Source organism: Roseomonas sp. TS2, assembly GCF_058833935.1.
Map to the genome: position 1 here is coordinate 1 of NZ_JCACVY010000088.1, position 17,877 is coordinate 17,877.

Annotated in this window: 15 protein-coding genes and 1 riboswitch; of the genes, 8 read left to right on the forward strand and 7 right to left on the reverse strand. The window is 71.6% G+C overall.

Annotated elements, in window-relative coordinates:
• The 3 genes from ACZJYS_RS14450 to ACZJYS_RS14460 all read right to left on the reverse strand — a co-directional run.
• The coding region (locus ACZJYS_RS14450) for a cobaltochelatase subunit CobN (protein ID WP_493179189.1) at positions 1-1,546 on the reverse strand (1,546 nt) is incomplete at its 3' end.
• Between the two features lie 107 nt (positions 1,547-1,653).
• Complete coding sequence (gene cobW / locus ACZJYS_RS14455; RefSeq protein WP_493179191.1) at positions 1,654-2,685, reverse strand: cobalamin biosynthesis protein CobW; 1,032 nt, start codon at positions 2,683-2,685, stop codon at positions 1,654-1,656.
• The gene (locus tag ACZJYS_RS14460; RefSeq protein ID WP_493179194.1) at positions 2,682-3,089 is read right to left on the reverse strand and encodes a DUF1636 family protein; all 408 of its coding nucleotides are present in this window, start codon (positions 3,087-3,089) and stop codon (positions 2,682-2,684) included. Before ACZJYS_RS14460 ends, cobW begins: the two co-directional genes overlap by 4 nt.
• 149 nt (positions 3,090-3,238) lie before the next feature.
• Positions 3,239-3,447, reverse strand: a riboswitch (cobalamin riboswitch).
• A 465-nt stretch (positions 3,448-3,912) separates the two neighbouring features.
• Here ACZJYS_RS14460 and proV point away from each other — a divergent pair.
• The 8 genes from proV to ACZJYS_RS14500 all read left to right on the forward strand — a co-directional run bounded on the left by proV (position 3,913) and on the right by ACZJYS_RS14500 (position 13,102).
• Positions 3,913-5,151: a glycine betaine/L-proline ABC transporter ATP-binding protein ProV gene (proV, locus tag ACZJYS_RS14465; RefSeq protein WP_493179196.1), complete on the forward strand. Its 1,239-nt coding sequence runs from the start codon at positions 3,913-3,915 to the stop codon at positions 5,149-5,151.
• A gap of 12 nt (positions 5,152-5,163) precedes the next feature.
• On the forward strand, positions 5,164-6,030 hold the full coding sequence (locus ACZJYS_RS14470) for an ABC transporter permease (RefSeq protein ID WP_493179197.1): 867 nt from the start codon (positions 5,164-5,166) through the stop codon (positions 6,028-6,030).
• Between the two features lie 101 nt (positions 6,031-6,131).
• Positions 6,132-7,013, forward strand: coding sequence for a glycine betaine ABC transporter substrate-binding protein (locus ACZJYS_RS14475; protein WP_109515563.1), 882 nt, complete (start codon positions 6,132-6,134; stop codon positions 7,011-7,013).
• A 147-nt stretch (positions 7,014-7,160) separates the two neighbouring features.
• Positions 7,161-8,393 carry an HlyD family secretion protein gene (locus ACZJYS_RS14480; protein ID WP_493179200.1) on the forward strand — a complete coding sequence of 411 codons (1,233 nt, stop codon included), beginning with the start codon at positions 7,161-7,163 and terminating at the stop codon, positions 8,391-8,393.
• 10 nt (positions 8,394-8,403) lie between these two features.
• Positions 8,404-10,368: a glycosyltransferase gene (locus ACZJYS_RS14485; protein ID WP_493179202.1), complete on the forward strand. Its 1,965-nt coding sequence runs from the start codon at positions 8,404-8,406 to the stop codon at positions 10,366-10,368.
• Between the two features lie 54 nt (positions 10,369-10,422).
• The gene (gene cobU / locus ACZJYS_RS14490) at positions 10,423-10,932 is read left to right on the forward strand and encodes a bifunctional adenosylcobinamide kinase/adenosylcobinamide-phosphate guanylyltransferase (RefSeq protein WP_493179205.1); all 510 of its coding nucleotides are present in this window, start codon (positions 10,423-10,425) and stop codon (positions 10,930-10,932) included.
• On the forward strand, positions 10,929-11,534 hold the full coding sequence (cobO, locus tag ACZJYS_RS14495; RefSeq protein WP_493179207.1) for a cob(I)yrinic acid a,c-diamide adenosyltransferase: 606 nt from the start codon (positions 10,929-10,931) through the stop codon (positions 11,532-11,534). The genes cobU and cobO overlap by 4 nt, the downstream gene beginning before the upstream one ends.
• Positions 11,535-11,602: 68 nt before the next feature.
• Complete coding sequence (locus ACZJYS_RS14500; RefSeq protein WP_493179209.1) at positions 11,603-13,102, forward strand: cobyric acid synthase; 1,500 nt, start codon at positions 11,603-11,605, stop codon at positions 13,100-13,102.
• Here the strand turns inward: ACZJYS_RS14500 and ggpS are convergent.
• The 4 genes from ggpS to cbiB form a co-directional block, all read right to left on the reverse strand.
• Positions 13,099-14,613 (reverse strand): glucosylglycerol-phosphate synthase, encoded by a 1,515-nt coding sequence (gene ggpS, locus ACZJYS_RS14505; RefSeq protein WP_493179211.1) that lies wholly within the window; start codon positions 14,611-14,613, stop codon positions 13,099-13,101. The two genes, ACZJYS_RS14500 and ggpS, sit on opposite strands and share 4 nt — an antisense overlap.
• A complete protein-coding gene (locus ACZJYS_RS14510) occupies positions 14,610-15,347 on the reverse strand; it encodes an HAD-IIB family hydrolase (RefSeq protein ID WP_493179213.1) in 738 nt (245 codons plus the stop codon). The genes ggpS and ACZJYS_RS14510 overlap by 4 nt, the downstream gene beginning before the upstream one ends.
• Positions 15,348-15,358: 11 nt before the next feature.
• The gene (locus ACZJYS_RS14515; RefSeq protein WP_109515556.1) at positions 15,359-16,489 is read right to left on the reverse strand and encodes an NAD(P)H-dependent glycerol-3-phosphate dehydrogenase; all 1,131 of its coding nucleotides are present in this window, start codon (positions 16,487-16,489) and stop codon (positions 15,359-15,361) included.
• A gap of 385 nt (positions 16,490-16,874) precedes the next feature.
• On the reverse strand, positions 16,875-17,867 hold the full coding sequence (gene cbiB, locus ACZJYS_RS14520) for an adenosylcobinamide-phosphate synthase CbiB (protein WP_493179216.1): 993 nt from the start codon (positions 17,865-17,867) through the stop codon (positions 16,875-16,877).
• Positions 17,868-17,877 lie beyond the last annotated feature (10 nt).

The following is a 17,877-nucleotide window of genomic DNA, read 5'->3' on the forward strand; positions in this document are numbered from 1 at the left end:
GGCCGCGCAGTGCGAGGTAGAAGGCGGCATAGGCGTGGCGCGGCGGCGTGTCCGGGTCGTGATAGGCGGCGGAGCGGTCCAGCGCGCCGCCACGGTCCGGCTGCACCGCCAGCAGGAGGTTGCCGAGGCGGAGATGGCGGAAATGGAAGGCGCCGTCCCGGCAGGCGGGGTCCGCCGCCGGGTCGCCCCAGGCGGCGGTGATCTTTTCCACGAGTTCGGCGGGCACGTCCGCCAGGGCCGCGCGGTATTCGGCCAGAGTGAGGAGCGGGGCGGCCTCGCCGCGCGTCAGCGCCCGCGCCAGGGCTTCGGCATCGGGCCGCTCCTCGCCCAGCGTGTAGCCGGAGGCGGAAAGGTCCTCGAGCAAAGCGGCGAGGCTGGCGAAGGAATCAAGCCCCACCGCGTGCCCCGCCTGCCCGCCCACCGCCGGATAGTCCGAGAGCAGCACCGCCACGCGGCGCGCCGCGCGCGGCGTGGCGGCGAGGCGCGCCCAGCCCAGGGCGCGCTCGGCAGCGAGGGCGATGCCCGCCGCGTCCGGCGCCAGCAGGGTGCGGGACTGCTCCAGGCCAGGCAAAGGCGGCGCCTCCGCCTTGAAGCCGATGGCGGCGGTGAGCAGGCGGCCATCCAGCTCCGGCAGCACCACCTGCATGGCGAGGTCGCTCTGCGACAGGCCGCGCGACGATGCGGCCCAGAGATCGCGCGCGGCGCCGGAGAGGATGAGTTGCAGCACGGGCGCGCCGGCGGCTTCCAGCGGCGAGGCGCCATCCTGCCGGGCGGAGAAGGCGGTGGCGTTCAGCACCACGGCGGGGCGCCATGCCGCCAGCCGCTGCCGCACCAGCGCGGCGGAGGCGGGCTCCTTCAGGCTGGCGGCGTAGAGGCCGCGCACGCGCAGGCCGCGCGCCCGCAGGGCGGCGGCGAGCGCCAGCATCGGCGCGATGTCGCCCGAGACGAGGTGCGAGCGGTAGAAGACGATGACGGCCTGGGGGTCGTTCTCTTCCAGGCCGAGCGGGTGCTCGCCGGCCGGCGGCAGGGGAAGCGGGGCGGCGCCGTCATCCGCGCCGAGGCCCGCCGCGTGGGCCGCGAGGCGCAGCGCGGCGGCCAGGTTCTCCGGCCCGCCGGCCAGTAGCAGCGCATCAAGCCGCGCATGGAGGGCGGGTGGCATGGTGGAGAGGGCGGCGAGCTTCGCATCATCCCGCCCGCAGCCGGGGAGGAGGGCGAGGGGGATGCCCTCGCGCCGGCAGAGGGCGGCCACCTCCTCGGCGCCGTAGCGCCAGTATTCCAGCCCGCCCAGCAGCCGGATGACGACGCAGCGCGAGCGCGCCAGCGTCTCCTCCGCGTAGAGATCCACCGAGAGCGGATGGCGCAGCCGCCCGAGATTGGCCAGCCGCAGCGTGGGCCGCGGCTCCGCCAGCAGCGACCAGCCCATGGCGGCGGCGCCGAGGTCGCTGTCGCTGAAGGAGAGCAGCACGAGATCGGCCGGGGCGTGGCCGAGATCCTCGGCCTGCTCCGTCTCGTCCAGGCTGCGTGTCTCGCGGACCAGGAGGTGCATCAGTTCCGTTTTTTTTTGGAAAAAAGAACCAAAAAACTTTTGTCAGTTGGCGGCGCGCCAAACTCGAAAAGTCTTTTTGCTTCTTTTTCTTCAGAAAAAGAAGATTCTTACTTCAGGATGGCCTTGGCGATGGCCTCCTGATCCATCCCTGCCTGCCCGATGATGACGAGGTGCCCGTCGCGGTCATTCTTCCAGGGCCGGTCGAAATGCTGGCGGAAGCGGCGGCCGACGCCCTGCACGGCGAGGCGCATCGGCTTGCCCTTCAGCCGCACGAAGCCCTTGATGCGCAGGATGTCGTGCCGCGCGGCGATCTCTGGAAGGCGGTGCAGAAGTTCGTCGGCCGAGTCGTATTCCGGCAGGACAAGAACAAAACTCTCGAAATCGTCGTGCTCATGCGCGCCATCCTCCGCGTCGTGGTGCGAGGGGCGGGCGGCGAGGTCGTCCTCGGCGGCGGCTTTGAGGCCGAGCAGGATATCGGGCGGGAGCGCGCCCTCGCGGGCGGGCACCATCTTCACCGCGCGCGGCAGGTGCGGCGCGATCTCGGCGCGCAGCTTCGCCAGCGCCGCCTCGTCCAGCAGGTCGGCCTTGTTGAGCACGACGATGTCGGCGCTAGCGAGCTGGTCCTCGAACACTTCCGCGAGCGGGTTGTCGTGGTCGAGCGAGGGGTCGGCGGCGCGTTGGGCGGCGACGGCCTCCGGGTCGTCGGCGAAGCGGCCCTCGGCGGCGGCGGGGCCGTCCACCACCGTCACCACGCCATCGACCGTGACGCGGGAGCGGATGGCAGGCCAGTTGAACGCCTTGATCAGCGGCTTGGGCAAGGCGAGGCCGGAGGTCTCGATCAGGATGTGCTCGGGCGGGTTGGCGCGGCCGAGCAGCGCCTCGATGGTGGGGATGAAATCGTCCGCCACGGTGCAGCAGAGGCAGCCATTGGCGAGCTCGACGATGTTCTCCGCCTCGCAGCCGGGGATGCCGCAATCCTTCAGCGTCTCGCCATCGACGCCGAGGCTGCCGAACTCGTTGACGATGATGGCGATGCGGCGCCCATCGGCGTGCTGCATCAGGTGGCGCAGCAGCGTGGTCTTTCCCGCGCCGAGGAAGCCGGTGACGATGGTGGCGGGCACTTTTTCCAGCGCGCTCATGCGGCGTTCTCCTTCGGGGTCTCGGTCAGCGAGGGGAGGCGGCCCAGCACCACGCTGCGCAGCGAATCCGGGCGGCGGGAGGGCAGCACGGCGCCGGTGGCGTGCGCCGCATAGGTCTCGCCATAGGCCAGCAGGTCTTCGGCCAGGGCGGGGGAGAGGCGGCCGAGCAGGTAGCTCCACTTGCCCGGCTGCGTCATCGCGGCGGCGCAGCCCTGCTGGCAGACGGAGAGGCAGGTGACGGGGCGCAGTTCCACCGGCGGCGCCGGGTGGGCGGCCAGCGCCTGTTCCAGCGCCGCGAGCAGGTGGCGGCCGGGGGGCGTCTCGCCTTCTTCCAGCGTGCGCCCGGCGCGGCAGGTGGTGCAGACCAGCAGCACCGGCTTGGCGGGAAGGGGGGTATCCGGCATCCGTGACCTCAGCCCTGAACAGGGGGCACCCGAAGGTGCCTGGCGCGCATGAGGTGCCGACCGCCCGTGCCGTCTCCGGCGCCGGGTCGAGGCGCCCGGGGGTGGATGCCCGAGCACATCGCCGCCCGCCGGGGCACCCCGCCCGGTGGCACGATCCGATGGCGATGGCAGGTCTCCTGGCTCGCGGATCAGGCACGGAGCGCCGGCCTTCCCGGCGCCGCGTGGCGCCAGTGGCATGGTGGCGATCCGCTCTCCGCCTACAGTTGCGGGGGCAGCCGCGGCCTGGGGCGTTGCCGCCCGTCACCGCATTCCCTTTTCACCTTCCGCGGACGGAAGGACCATCGCCGGGTTGGTAGGCGGCGGCGGGGCCGGGAGTCAAACCCTCTCTCGCTCCCGCCGCAGCTTGCAGGCTACTTGCCGGGATGTTTTCGGTTCTTTGAACCATACGGATGGGCATGGTGAATACAATATGAGTCCGGGCTCGCATCGAAGGGAGCAATAGAAAGCGCGTTGTTTTATTTTCTCATGAAATATCCGTGCCTCCTGCCGGCATATTCTCGTGGCTCCCGGTCTCTTGATTGTTCCAGGAGAAGATCGCGGGCAGGATGATTTTGCCTTTGGGCTGGACAATTTCAGCCGGCTCGTCTAAAGCCTCTGCAACCTATGAGGCGGCGACACAGCAATGTGTCTTTTTTGGGGCGGGCCGGATGGCCTTGGACCCCTTTCGGCCTGTTCGGGCTGCCGGTCCGTTCAGGCCCCGCCTTCCGACCCACCCCATGGAGGTGATGCCGACCGCCCGGCGGACGGCAGACCACGAGGACGCATGGAACCAGAAACCCCCACCCGGCCGGGCGACGACGCCCCGCCGCCGGTGAAGATCGCGCTTCGCAACGTCTTCAAGGTGTTCGGCGACCAGCCGGACGACGCCATCCGGATGGTCCGCGAGGGCCGCACGAAGGATGAGATCCACGCCGAGACCGGCTGCACGGTCGGCGTCAACGATGCCAGCTTCGACATCCATGCCGGCGAGATCTTCGTCATCATGGGCCTCTCGGGCTCCGGCAAGTCCACCCTGCTGCGGCTGATCAACCGGCTGATCGAGCCCTCCGCCGGCGCGATCCTGGTCGAGGGCCAGGACATCACCCGCATGTCGAAGCGCGAGCTGATCGAGCTGCGCCGGCGCGACATGAGCATGGTGTTCCAGTCCTTCGCCCTGCTGCCCAACCGCACCGTGCTGGACAACGCCGCCTTCGGCCTGGAAGTGGCCGGCGTGGCCGAGGCCGAGCGCCATGCCAAGGCGATGGCCGCGCTAAAGGGCGTGGGCCTCGACGCCTATGCGCAGAGCCGGCCGGACCAGCTCTCTGGCGGCATGAAGCAGCGCGTCGGCCTCGCCCGCGCCCTGGCGAGCGAGCCCACCGTGCTGCTGATGGACGAGGCCTTCTCCGCCCTCGACCCGCTGATCCGCACCGAGATGCAGGACGAACTGCTGCGCCTGCAATCCGAGCAGAGCCGCACCATCATCTTCGTCAGCCACGACCTCGACGAGGCCATGCGCATTGGCGACCGCATCGCCATCATGCAGCACGGCGTGGTGGTGCAGGTGGGCACGCCGGACGAGATCGTGACGAAGCCGGCCAACGACTATGTCCGCTCCTTCTTCCGCAACGTCGATGTCAGCCAGGTGTTCCGCGCCGGCGACATCGCGCGCGAGACGCAGGTGACGCTGATCGAGCGCCGCGGCATGGCCATCCCCGCCGCGCTGGAGCGGATGCGCCGGCACGACCGGGACTTCGCCATCGTCGTCGGGCGGGACAAGAAGTACCACGGCATGGTCAGCGCCGAATCGCTCTCCCGCGCCGCGCGCAGCGGCGAGGCGGACCCCTACCACCGCGCCTTCCTGGCCGATGTGCAGCCGATCGACGCCGCCGACACCCTGTCCGACGTGATGGGCCGCGTGGCGCAGAGCCCGCACCCCGTGCCGGTGGTGGATGCCGAGCGCCGCTATGTCGGCTCGATCAGCAAGTCCGCCCTGCTGATGTCGCTCGACCGCTCCGGCAACTGAGGACCGCACCCCATGCAGGATCTCGACCTTGGCATCGGTGACGGCGCCGATGCCGTCGTCAACTACGTGCTCGACCATTTCACGCCGGCGCTGGACGGCATCGCCGCCGGCATCGGCTTCGTCACCGACGGCATCCGCGACGGGCTGACCGGCCTGCCGCTGCCGGTGGCCGTCATCGCCATCGCGCTGCTGGCGCTGTGGCGGGTGGGCTGGAAGTTCGCCCTCTTCGCCATCGCGGCCCTGCTGCTGATCGGCGGCATGGGGCTGTGGGAGCGGATGATGGAGACGCTCTCCCTCGTCCTCGCCGCCACGCTCATCGCCATCGCGCTCGGCGTGCCGCTCGGCATCGCCATGGCGCGCAGCAATGCGGTGCAGATGGTGGCGCGCCCGGCGCTCGACCTGATGCAGACCATGCCGGCCTTCGTCTACCTGATCCCGGCCGCCATGTTCTTCGGCCTCGGCGCCGTGCCGGGCACCATCGCCACCGTCATCTTCGCCATGCCGCCGGTGGTGCGGCTGACCAACCTCGGCATCCGCCAGGTGCATGCCGAGTTCATCGAGGCCGGGCTCGCCTTCGGCTGCACGCCCACGCAGCTGCTGCTGAAGGTGCAGATCCCGAACGCCCTGCCCTCGATCATGGCCGGCATCAACCAGACCATCATGCTCTCCCTCTCCATGGTGGTCATCGCCTCGATGATCGGCGCGGGGGGGCTCGGCAACACCGTGCTCACCGGCATCCAGCGGCTCGATGTCGGCACCGGCTTCGAGGGCGGGCTCGCCGTCGTGGTGCTGGCCGTGCTGCTCGACCGGATCACGCAGAGCTTCGGGCAGGCCGGGCACGGCTTCCGGTTCCGCCAGCTTTTCGCGGGGCGCGGGTGACAAGCCGTAGCCGGGGGAAGGAATTCCCCCGGGCCCCCTTCTTTTCCTTCTGCAAGTTCCCGGGCGGGCCTGCGGCCACGCCCCAACAACAGGAGACACGCATGCTTCTCAACAAGCGCACCTTCCTCGGCCTCTCCGCCGGCCTCCTCGCCGCTCCCCTGGCGTCTCCGGGCCTGCTGCGGGCGCAGCCGGCCGGCAGCATCAAGCTCGGCTTCGCCCCCTGGGCCGATGCCGAGTTCATCACCCGCCTCGCCGCCAAGCTGATCGAGGACCGGCTGGAGACCAAGGTCGAGCTGATCCAGACTGACGTGGCGCCGCTCTACCAGGGCCTGACCCGCGGCGACGTGGACGCCATGCTGATGTGCTGGCTGCCGCAGACCCATGCCGACTACTGGAAGCGCGTGGAAGGCAAGGTCGAGCGCCTCGGCACGCTCTACAGCGGCGCCAAGCTGGGCTGGGTGGTGCCGTCCTACGTGCCGGAGGCGGAGGTCGCCTCGATCGCCGACCTGGCCAAGCCGGGGGTGCAGGAGAAATTCCGCGGCCGCATCCAGGGCATCGAGCCCGGCGCCGGCCTGACCCGCCTCTCCAAGGAGGCCGTCGGCACCTATGGGCTGAAGGACTACACCCTGCAGGAGGCCAGCGAGGCGGCCATGCTCAGCGTCGTGGACCGCGCCATGCGCAGCGAGCGCTGGGTGGTGGCCACCGCCTGGAGCCCGCACTGGATGTTCGGCAAGTACGACCTGCGCTACCTGGCCGACCCGAAGGGCGCGCTGGGCGCCGCCGAGGAGGTGCTGGCGCTGGGCCGCCAGGGCCTGCGCGAGGCCAACCCGAAGGTGGCCGGCTTCCTCTCCCGCCTCAACATGCCGCTCGACGAGCTGGAGAGCGCCATGCTGGTGGCGCAGGAGAAGTCCTACGACCAGGCGGTGGCCTCCTACATCGAGACCAATGCCGAGCGCGTGGACGACTGGCTGGAGGCAGCCTGACGGCAAGGCCGGCCGGGGTATCGCCCGGCCGGCCTGCTCCCGGCGCCAGAAATGCCGGGAAAACGCCAAGCCTGTGTTTATTCAGTATTTCTTTACTCCATCACGTACCCGTGAGACAAAGCGGTGGTCACAACGAAGTGATCTGCTATGTCTCACAGTGTCAGCTTCCAGGAGGGTGAGGCGCAGGGCGCGGCCTTCACGGGTTCCGGGGCCGCTCCGGCCCAGAGCGGATCGCGCGCGGCCACCTCCTGGAATGTCGGGCGCCTTCTGCGGATAGGCCTCGGCGCGCTGATCCTGGGCACTGCCCTGCTCTTCCTGTGGGACCGCTTCTTCACCTTCTCCAGCACCCGGGCCGTGCTCAGCGCCGCGCCCTTCGCCCTGCGCGCGCCCGTCGAGGGTATCCTGCAGGCCGAGCCGCGGCTGCCGGGCAGCCTGCTGGAGCGGGGGGCGCGCTTCGGCCAGATCCAGAACGAGCGGATCGACGATGGCCGGCTGACGGAGCTCGGGGCGGGGGTGCGGGTGCTGGAGGCGGAGATCACCGCCATCGAGCGCCGCCTGCGTGGCACCGCGGCGCGGGCCGGCGCGGCGGGCGAGGCGGCCGGCGCCTTCCGTCAGACCCGGCTGGAGCAGATCGCGGCGCGCCGGGCAGAGGCCGAGGCGCAGCTTTCCGCCGCTGCGGCGCGGCTGCGCGCGGCCGAGGCGGGGCTGGCCCGCGGCGAGGCGCTGCGCCGGGGCGGCTACATCGCCGCCGCCGCGCTGGACGCCCTGCGGCGCGAGCGGGATGTGGCGAGCGGCGAGCACCGTGCCGCCGCCCAGCGCCGCGCCGCTGTGCTGGCGGAGCAGGCGGGGGCCGAGGGCGGCGTCTTCGCGGCCGAGGCCGGGACCGACCGCTCCGCCTCCCAGCAGAGCCAGGACCGGCTGCAGCTGGCGGAGCTGGAGCTGGAGGCCAGCCTGGCCGAGCGCCATGCCCGCCTCGCCGCGATGCGCGGGCGGCTGGAGCACGAGGCGGCGCGCATCGCCCGGCTGCGCGAGGCCACGCTGATGGTGCCCGCCGAGGCGCGGCTGGTCAGCCTCGCGGCGCAGCCCGGCGAGTATGTCCGGCAGGGACAGGAGATCGCCGGCTTCGTCGATTGCACCCGCCCCCTGGTGCGGGCGGAGATGGATGAGCGCGGCTTCCGCGCCCTGCGCCTCGGCATGCGCGCCCGCTTCATGATGGCCGGTGAGCGCGAGGAGCATGAGGGGCGGGTGGTGCAGCTGCTGCCGCCCATGCTGGCCGGCCCCGAGGGGCGCGAAACCTTCCTCGCCGTGGTTCAGGTCGCGTCCGACCGGTTGAGCCGGGGTTGCGAGGTGGGCCGGATCGGCAGCGTGCGCTTCGGCTGAGGGCGCCGCCATGGGCCCGGACCTCGCGCAATCCTTCGTGCCGCTGCTGCTGGTGCTGGGCCTCGGCATCCTGGTGCTGCCCGGCCTGCGGCCCGACAACAAGGTGGCGCGGATGGTGGGTGCGGGGCTGACCGCCGCGCTGCTGCTCCGCTACCTGCACTGGCGCCTGACCGGCACGCTGCCGCCCCTGGCGCCGGAGTGGCAGAGCCTGGCCGCCTGGGGCTTCTTCACGGTGGAGGCGCTCAGCTCGCTGGCCGGGCTGCTGCTGCTGCACGTCCTCTCCCGCACGCGCGACCGCAGCGCAGAGGCGAGCGCCCACCCGGTGGAGGGCTTTCCCGGCGGCCCGCCGCTGATCGACGTGCTGATCCCGACCTACAACGAGCAGCGCGAGATCCTCTACCGCACCATCATCGGCGCCATGGCGCAGGACTATCCGCGCTTCCGCGTCTGGGTGCTGGACGATGGCCGGCGCCCCTGGCTGGCCGAGATGGCCGAGGGCCTCGGCGCCCACTACCGCACGCGCGGCGACAACAGCCACGGCAAGGCCGGCAACATGAACGCCGCGCTGGAGCACCTGCTGGCCCTGCCGGAGCCGCCCGACGCCGTGGCCGTGCTGGACGCCGATTTCGTGGCGACGCCCGTCTTCCTGCGCCGCGCCGCCGCCCTGCTGCACGACCCGAAGGTGGCGGTGGTGCAGACGCCGCAGTATTTCTTCAACCCCGACCCGGTGCAGCTCAACCTCGGCGCCGCCAGCCTCATCCCCGACGAGCAGCGCTTCTTCTTCGACGTCATCCTGGCCTCGAAGGACGCGCACGGCACCGCCTTCTCCTGCGGCACCTCGGCGCTGGTGCGCGCCTCCGCGCTGCGCGCCATCGGCGGCTTCCCGACCGAGAGCGTGACGGAGGACCTGCTGCTCTCCCTCAAGATGACCGGCCTCGGCCTGCGCACCGCCTACCTGAACGAGCCGCTGACGGCGGGGCTGGCGCCGGAGGGGCTGCAGGAATACCTGACGCAGCGCGGCCGCTGGTGCCTCGGCACCATGCAGATCGTCCGCACGCCCTGGGGGCCGCTCTCGCGCGGGCCGGTGCCCTGGCTGATGCGGTTGCACACGCTCGACACCGTGCTGTTCTGGACCGTCGGCGCGCTGATCCGCGTGCTCAGCCTGCTGGTGCCCATCCTCTACTGGTGGGTGGGGCTGGTGGTGATGGAGACGGATCTGCCCTCCATCCTGGAGCATCTCGGCCCCTACTGGGTGTGCTGCGTGCTGTTCCTGGGCTGGGTCAGCCGCGGCACCAACGTGCCGCTGATGGCGGAGGCGATGGCGCTGCTGGTGGCGCGCGAATCGCTGCGCGCCAGCGCGGTGGGGCTGTTCGGCTCCCGCGACCAGAAGTTCAAGGTGACCGCCAAGGGCGCGATGCGCGACCGGGTGGTGGTGCAGTGGTCGCTGATGGCCTGGTTCCTGGTGCCGGCGGGGCTGACCCTGGGCGGCATCCTGATGCGCGTGCTGGCCGGCCCCATCAGCGGCACGCCGCCGCAGGTGGAGGCGATGAACCTGTTCTGGAGCCTCTACAACATTGCCACCCTGCTCGTGGCGGCGCTGATGTGCGTCGAACGCCCGCGCTTCCGGCGGGAGGAGCGCTTCGGCGCCGACGAGGCCGCCACCCTGGTGGTGGAGGGCGCGCGCTGGCCCGTGCGGGTGACGGACATCTCGGCCATCGGCTGCCGCCTGGCCCTGCCGCCGGGCTGCGGCCTCTCGCGCGGCGCGCAGGTGGTGGTGGAGCTGGCCGGGGCCGGCCCTGTGGAGGGGGAGGTGCGGCGCGTCAGCCAGGGGCATGGCCATGTCGCCTTCGTCCTCTCGCCCGCCACCCAGGCGGCGCTGGTGCGCAAGATCTTCTCGGGCGTCTATGTCCGCTCCGTCACGCGGCTCAGCCCCTGGCAGCTGCTGTGCATCCTGGCGCGCCGCGCCTTCGGCTGAGGGGGCGCGCTTCCCCGCTGGTGCGGCGCGCCGGATTGGCCCAGTTTCCGCCGCATGAGTTTTATCCTCGTCCTGGGCGGTGCCCGCTCCGGCAAGTCCCGCCACGCGGAGGCGCTGACCGCCCGCCACCCCGCCCCCTGGGCCTATCTCGCCACGGCCGAGGCGTGGGATAACGAGATGCGCGCCCGCATTGCCGAGCACCGGGCGCGGCGCGATGCGCGCTGGGAGATGCTGGATGCGCCGCTCGACCTGCCCGCCGCACTGGCGGAGGCCGGCCCCCGCCCGGCGCTGGTCGATTGCCTGACGCTGTGGCTGACCAACCTGATGCTGGGGGAGCACGACATCCCCGCCGCCACGGCGGCGCTGCTCGCTGCGCTGGAGGCCCGCGCCGCGCCCACCGTGCTGGTGGCCAATGAGGTGGGGCTCGGCATCGTGCCGGAGAACGCGCTGGCCCGCCGCTTCCGCGATGCGGCGGGGCGGCTGAATCAGGATCTGGCGGCGCGCGCCGCCTCGGTGCATTTCATCGCCGCCGGCCTGCCGCTGGTGCTGAAGGGGGAGCCATGACCGAAGACGAGGACGCCGCCCGCCACCGCGAGAAGATGGCGAGGCGCAAGGCCGTGCAGGATGCCGAGGTGGCCGGCAAGACGGTGGAGAAGGGCCTGCTGATGGTCCACACCGGCGCCGGCAAGGGAAAGTCCACCGCCGCCTTCGGGCTGGCGATGCGGATGCTGGGGCGCGGCCGTCGCGTCGGCGTGGTGCAGTTCATCAAGGGTGCCTGGAGCACCGGCGAGCGTGGCCTGCTGGAAGCCTACGCCATGCTGGAATGGCACAGCATGGGCGAGGGCTTCACCTGGGAGACGCAGGACCGCGCGCGCGACATCGCCGCCTGCCGCCGCGCCTGGGATCAGGCGAAGCGCATGATGGCCGAGGCGGAGCTGGGCCTGCTGGTGCTGGACGAGCTGTGCATCGCGCTGCGCTACGACTACCTGCCGCTGGACGAGGTGCTGGCCGGCCTCGCCGCCCGCCCGCACGGCCTGCACGTGGTGGTGACGGGCCGCAACGCGCCACAGGCCCTGCTGGAGGCCGCCGACATGGTGACCGAGATGAAGCCGGTGAAGCACCATTTCGCCGCCGGGGTGAAAGCCCAGGAAGGCATCGAGTTCTGAAAAACTGACAGAAAAAAGAAGGGGGTCCGGGGGAATTCATTCCCCCGGATTCTTTTGGAGTTTCTTTTATGAAGGCGCTGATGTTCCAGGGCACCGGCTCCTCCGTCGGCAAGTCCCTCCTGGTGGCGGGCTTGGCGCGCGCGCTGGCGCGGCGCGGCCTGCGCGTGCGCCCCTTCAAGCCGCAGAACATGTCCAACAACGCCGCCGTGACGGCCGAGGGCGGCGAGATCGGCCGCGCCCAGGCCTTGCAGGCGCGTGCCGCCTTCGTGCCGCCCAGCGTGCACATGAACCCCGTGCTGCTGAAGCCGCAGAGCGAGATCGGCGCGCAGGTGGTGGTGCAGGGCCGCGTGCATGCCACCGCCCGCGCGCGCGACTACCAGGCGATGAAGCCCGCCTTGCTGCCCTTCGTGCTGGACAGCTTCGCCCGCCTGCGCGGCGAGGCCGACATCGTGCTGGTGGAGGGCGCCGGCAGCGCCTCCGAGGTCAACCTGCGCCGGGGCGACATCGCCAATATGGGCTTCGCCCGCGCGACGGGCACGCCCGTGGTGCTGGTGGGCGATATCGACCGCGGCGGCGTCATCGCCGCCCTGGTCGGCACCCACACGGTGCTGGAGCCGGAGGACCGCGCGCTGATCCGCGGCTTCATCGTCAACCGCATGCGCGGCGACCTCTCGCTGTTCGACGAGGGCATGGCGCAGATCGCGGCCCACACCGGCTGGGCGCCGCTCGGCCTGGTGCCGTTCCTCGACGCCGCGCGCCACCTGCCGGCCGAGGACGCGCAGGACCTGATGGACCACCTGCCGCGCCGCCCCGGCGCGCGCTGCCGCATCGCCGTGCCGGTGCTGCCGCGCATCGCCAATTTCGACGACCTCGACCCGCTCGCCGCCGAGCCTTCGGTGGACCTCATCCTGCTGCGCCCCGGCATGCCGCTGCCGGGGGATGTGGACCTCGTCATCCTGCCCGGCTCCAAGGCCACCATCGCCGATCTCGCCGCGCTGCGCGCCGAGGGGTGGGATGTGGACATACGCGCGCATCACCGGCGCGGCGGGCATGTGCTGGGGCTGTGCGGCGGCTACCAGATGCTGGGCACCCGGCTCGACGACCCCGGCGGCGTGGAAGGCCCGCCCGGCCACGTGCCCGGCCTCGGCCTGCTGGCGGTGGAGACGGTGCTGGCGGGGGACAAGCGGCTGGAGCGCGTCCGCGGCACGACGCTCGCCGATGGCCTGCCCTTCGAGGGCTACGAGATGCATATCGGCCGCAGCACGGGCGCGGACACGGCGCGGCCGCTGCTGGCGCTGGATGGCCCGGGGCGGGTGGAGGGCGCCGTCTCGGCCGATGGACGCGTGGCCGGCACCTATGTGCACGGGCTCTTCGCGGCCGATGCGCAGCGCGCGGCGTGGCTGGCACGGCTCGGCGCCGTCGCGGCGCCGCGGGATCATGAGGCGGGGATCGAAAGGGCGCTGGATGCGCTGGCGGCGCATCTGGAACGGTACGTCGATATCGAAGGGCTGCTGAAGGTCGGGGGAATGAATTCCCCCGAACCCCCTTCTTCTTTCTGCAAGTCTTAGGCGGCGGCGCGCTTCTCCGCGGTGCCGAAGCCGATCTTGCCGAACTCGGCGAAGACATGGTCCGCCCAGCAGGCGATGTCGCAGCGCTGCACGGCGGCCTCCATGCGGCGCATCCGCTCGGCGGCCTCGGCCTCCGGCATGTCCAGCGCCTCGTCCAGCGCGCGGTCGAGGTTGCGCTTGGAGTAGGGGTTGGTCAGCAGCGCATCCGGCAGCTCCACCGCGCAGCCGGCGAACTCGGAGAGCACCAGCGCGCCGGGCGTGCCGGCCTTGGCCGCCACGTATTCCTTCGCCACCAGGTTCAGCCCGTCGCGCAGCGGCGTGGTCAGGCAGATATCGGCGGCGTGGTAGTAGGAGAGCAGCGTCTCGAAGGGCGTCGAGTTGCTGAACAGCACCACCGGCGTCCAGTCCAGCTTCGAGAAGCGGCCGTTGATGCGGCCCACCGTCGCCTCGATGTTGCGCTGGGTGTCGTCATACACCTTCATCGAGGCGGCGGCGCGCACCGAGGTGACGACCAGCTTCACCTGCCCGATCAGCTCCGGCCGCCGCTCCAGCAGCCGCTCGAAGCCTTCCATCGCCTCGATCATGCCCTTGGTGTAGTCGGTGCGGCCGACGGCCATGATCAGGCGGCGGTCACCCAGCCCCTCGCGGATCTCGCGCTGGATGGCGCGGCTGGCGGGCTTCTCCACCACGCTGCGGATCAGCGCCGCGTCGGTGCCCACGGGGGCGCTGTCCAGCGCCACGGTGCGGCCGCCGACGCGCAGCGCCACCGGCATGTCCGGCTCCGACAGCGCCTGGCCCATGGCACCGAAGCCGGGGTCCACCGGCACGGTCTCGGCGATCTCGGCGCCGCCCAGGGCGCGCGCCAGCTCGGCGAAGTTGCGGGCGTAGCGCGGGATGTGGAAGCCCACCAGGTCGCAGGCCAGCAGGCTCTCCAGGATCTCCTGGCGCCAGGGCAGGATGTTGAACACATCCGCCGCCGGGAAAGGCGTGTGGTGGAAGAAGGCGATCTTCGCCTTCGGCTTCAGCTGCCGCAGATAGGCCGGCACCAGCCAGAGATTGTAGTCGTGGATCCAGATGACGGCGTCATCCTCCGCCTGCGCGGCGGCGGCCTCGGCGAACTTGCGGTTCACCGAGCGGAAGGTGTCCCAGTCCACGTTGTCGTAGCTGAACAGCCAGGGGAAGGAGTGCAGCACCGGCCACAGCGCCTCCTTGGAGGTGACGTGGTAGAAGCTCTCCACCTCCTCCGGCGTCAGCGGCAGGCGCGAGACGGTGTAGCCGCCATTGACGTCGTCGATGTGCACGACGCGCTCGAATTCCTCGCCCGGCTGCGCGTGCTTCCAGGCGACCCAGGCGCCCGCACCCGGCTCGGTGCGCTGGAAGAAGGATTTCAGCGTCGGCACGATGCCGTTCGGGCTGCGGTTGGGGCGGAACACCACCTTGCCGTCCTCCACCGCCTCCTCATAGGGCTGCCGGTGGTAGACGATGACGAGGGGAGACTTCTTCGTGCTCATGCCACGGCCTCCGGCAGCAGGTTGAAATGGCGGATGGCCTCGGCGATGCCCGCCGCGCCCGGCGCGGAAGACCGGAAGATACCCTCCACCCCGCGCAGCGCCTCGACCAGGCGCGGCTCGGAATTGCCGACGGCGACGCCCTTCAGCCCCGTCTGGAACAGCGAGAGGTCGTTCATCGTGTCGCCCGCCGTCAGCACGCGCTGCGCCGGCAGGCCGAGCGCCTGCACCAGCCGCAGCAGCGTCGGCCCCTTGGCGATGCCGCGCGGCAGCACGTCGAAAAAGGTGTCGGCGGAGAGGATGCAGTCGAAGCCCGCCTCCTCCACCTTGCGCACCGTCCCGGGCCGCAGCGTGGCGGGGTCGTAGTAGTAGCTGACGCGGTGGCGGAAGGCGGTGGGCTGCGGGCGCAGCCCGGGCTCGCCCGCCAGCATGGCCCGCACCCGCTCGCCGGCATCGTCCCAGCGCGCCACGATCTCGGCCTCCAGCGTCGGGATCGGCGCGAAGGTGGCGCCATCGAACACCGAGGTGCCGACATCGCCGATGATGTAGTGCGGCCGCGGCATGCCGGGCTGCGCCACCAGGTCGCGGATGAAGCCGATGTCGCGCCCGGTGACGAAGACCAGCAGCACGTCGTCGCGCGCCGTCAGCTCCTCATAGAGGGCGCGGCGCTGCGATTCGGAGCCGCCGAGGAAGGTGCCGTCGAGGTCGGTGGCGAGCACCAGGCCGAGATGGTTCATGCGCGGGGCGTTCATGCGAACACCCGCTTCGCCTGCGGCGTGGAGAGGGCCGGGTGGGCGATGCTGGCGCGGTGCTCCAGCGCGCGCGGCTCGGCGCGCAGCGGGCCGGTCAGCAGCGCGGCGATGGCGCGGTCGATCGACAGGCCACGGTGGACGATGCGGTCCACCGCCTCGCAGATCGGCATCTGCACGCCGAGGCGCTGGGCGAGGGCCAGCACGGAGCGGGCGTTGGCCACGCCCTCGACCACCGCGCCCTTCGCCGTGTCCGGCTTGCGGCCGGCACCCAGCGCCTGGCCGTAGGAGAAGTTGCGCGACTGCTCGGAGGAGCAGGTGAGCATCACGTCGCCGGCGCCGGAGAGGCCCAGCACCGTCTCCGCCCGGCCGCCGAGCGCCACGCTCAGGCGGCTGATCTCGGCCAGGCCGCGGGCGAGCAGCGCGGCGCGCGGGTTGGAGCCCATGCCGCGCCCGGCGATGATGCCGGAGGCCACGGCCAGCACGTTCTTCACCGCGCCGCTGACCTCGACGCCCACCGGGTCGTCCGAGAGGTAGGGGCGGAAGGTCTCGCTGGCCAGCGTCACGGCGATGCGCCCGGCGAGGTGGTCGGGGCCGAACAGGCCCTGCGCGCCGGCGGGGGCGGCGATGGTCACGGCGGTCGGCTGGTCCTCCGCCACCTCGGCGGCGAAGCTCGGGCCGGAGAGCACGGCCTGCGGCCGGTCCGGCATCTCCTCGGCCACCACCTGCGTCATCAGCGCGCCGCTGTCGGCCTCGACGCCCTTGGAGCAGAGCACGACGGGCACGCCCGGCGGCAGCAGCGCCTCGACCCGCGCCGCCACGGCGCGCAGGTGCTGCGACGGGATCACCAGCACGGCCAGTTCGGCACCGCGCAGCGCGGCCTCCAAATCGGCGGTGACGGCGATGGGGCGGGGGATTTCATGCGCGGGCAGGAAGGGGTTGCGGCCGGTGCTGTTGATCTCGGCCACCGCGCTCTCCTCGCGGATCCAGAGGCGGGTCTGCCGGCCGGCACGGTGCGCGGTCAGGGCCAGGGCGGTGCCCCAGGCGCCACCCCCGATGACGGCGACGCGGCCGAAGGGGGTGGGGTCGTGAAGATCGGTGGTCTGGGTGGCGTGTCCGGTGTTCGGCAACGGAAGGCCCTCCGCATTCTTGGGCGGCCCGGGACACGGTGCGCGAGGCGGTGTGCCGGAAGGGGCCGCGAGGGGACAGATCAGGTACGGCGTCAGCCGCTGATGGATGCGTCTCACGAAGTTGTGGAGGCACTAACCTGCTGTGCTGCGCCGCAAAAATCAAGTCCAGATTGAGGCAAATTTCGGGCGGTTTGGAAATCGCAGGGAGATCTGAAAGTTAATTTGATCGTTATTTTGGATTCCGATGCCTCATGTAAACGGCATGAACCCATCGTGTGCCGTGCAAGTCGGCTTCATGTCCTTATCGTAAGTTTCTATTTTCTGCATTTCGGATGGCCGCCCAGGAATGACTTGGGCGGACTTCCCGTTGCGGATGTTCGCCGGTTCAGGCGAGGCCCAGGACCAGCGCGGCCAGCGCCGCCACCGCCCCGCCCTGCAGGAGGCAGGCATGGCGGTAGAGTGCCAGGGCGCGGCGCAGGTCGGCCGGTCCGGCCCCGGCGCGGCCATCACCCATCCAGCCATCCTCGACACGGGTGTTGCCATAGACGCGCGGCCCGGCCAGGCGCAGCCCGAGGGCGCCGGCCATCGCCGCCTCCGGCCAGCCGGCATTGGGCGAGCGGTGGTGCCGCGCATCCCGCCGCACCGCACGCCAGGCGCCGCGCGCATCGGCGCCGCGCGTCGCCGCCGCCGCCAGGATCAGCCACAGCGCGGCGAGTCGCGAGGCGGGCAGGTTCACCCCGTCATCCAGCCGGGCGGCGGCCCAGCCGAAGGCCGCGTGGCGCGGCGTGCGGTGGCCGATCATGCTGTCGGCGGTGTTGATGGCCTTGTAGAGCACCGCCCCCGGCAGGCCGAGCACGCCGCACCAGAAGGCAGGCGCCACCACGCCATCGGAGAAGTTCTCGGCCAGGCTCTCGATGGCGGCACGGGCGACGCCCGCCTCGTCCAGCGTGGCCGGGTTGCGGCCGACGATCATCGCCACGGCGGCGCGGCCGCCTTCCAGACCGTCGCGCTCCAGACCCTCGGCCACGGCGGCCACATGCTCGTGCAGGCTGCGCTGGGCCGGCAGGGTGGCGGCCAGCACGGCCAGCAGCGGCACCGCCAGCGCCAGCGGCAGCGCCGCCAGCAGCGCCGCCTGGGCCAGCGCCGCGGGCACGCCGCAGGCCAGCAGCAGCAGCGCCAGCGCCAGCACGCCGCGCGCCTTGCGCCGCGCGAAGGGCAGCGTGTCGTGGTTCAGCGCGCGGTCGAGCCGGGCGATCAGCGCGCCCATCCACACCACCGGGTGGCGGATGGCGGAATAGAGCGGCCTGGGGTAGCCGAGAGCGGCTTCGAGCAGCAGCGCCCCGGCGAGGATCAACAGGGTGGTGTGCAGCGGGGCCATGGCGCGGTGT

Coding starts and splice junctions, on each gene's coding strand:
- proV (WP_493179196.1), top strand. CDS start 3,913: ATGGAACCAGAAACCCCCACCCGGCCGGGCGACGACGCCCCGCCGCCG.
- ACZJYS_RS14460 (WP_493179194.1), bottom strand. CDS start 3,089: ATGCCGGATACCCCCCTTCCCGCCAAGCCGGTGCTGCTGGTCTGCACC.
- ACZJYS_RS14485 (WP_493179202.1), top strand. CDS start 8,404: ATGGGCCCGGACCTCGCGCAATCCTTCGTGCCGCTGCTGCTGGTGCTG.
- cbiB (WP_493179216.1), bottom strand. CDS start 17,867: ATGGCCCCGCTGCACACCACCCTGTTGATCCTCGCCGGGGCGCTGCTG.
- cobW (WP_493179191.1), bottom strand. CDS start 2,685: ATGAGCGCGCTGGAAAAAGTGCCCGCCACCATCGTCACCGGCTTCCTC.
- ACZJYS_RS14470 (WP_493179197.1), top strand. CDS start 5,164: ATGCAGGATCTCGACCTTGGCATCGGTGACGGCGCCGATGCCGTCGTC.
- cobU (WP_493179205.1), top strand. CDS start 10,423: ATGAGTTTTATCCTCGTCCTGGGCGGTGCCCGCTCCGGCAAGTCCCGC.
- ACZJYS_RS14500 (WP_493179209.1), top strand. CDS start 11,603: ATGAAGGCGCTGATGTTCCAGGGCACCGGCTCCTCCGTCGGCAAGTCC.
- cobO (WP_493179207.1), top strand. CDS start 10,929: ATGACCGAAGACGAGGACGCCGCCCGCCACCGCGAGAAGATGGCGAGG.
- ACZJYS_RS14475 (WP_109515563.1), top strand. CDS start 6,132: ATGCTTCTCAACAAGCGCACCTTCCTCGGCCTCTCCGCCGGCCTCCTC.
- ACZJYS_RS14510 (WP_493179213.1), bottom strand. CDS start 15,347: ATGAACCATCTCGGCCTGGTGCTCGCCACCGACCTCGACGGCACCTTC.
- ggpS (WP_493179211.1), bottom strand. CDS start 14,613: ATGAGCACGAAGAAGTCTCCCCTCGTCATCGTCTACCACCGGCAGCCC.
- ACZJYS_RS14480 (WP_493179200.1), top strand. CDS start 7,161: ATGTCTCACAGTGTCAGCTTCCAGGAGGGTGAGGCGCAGGGCGCGGCC.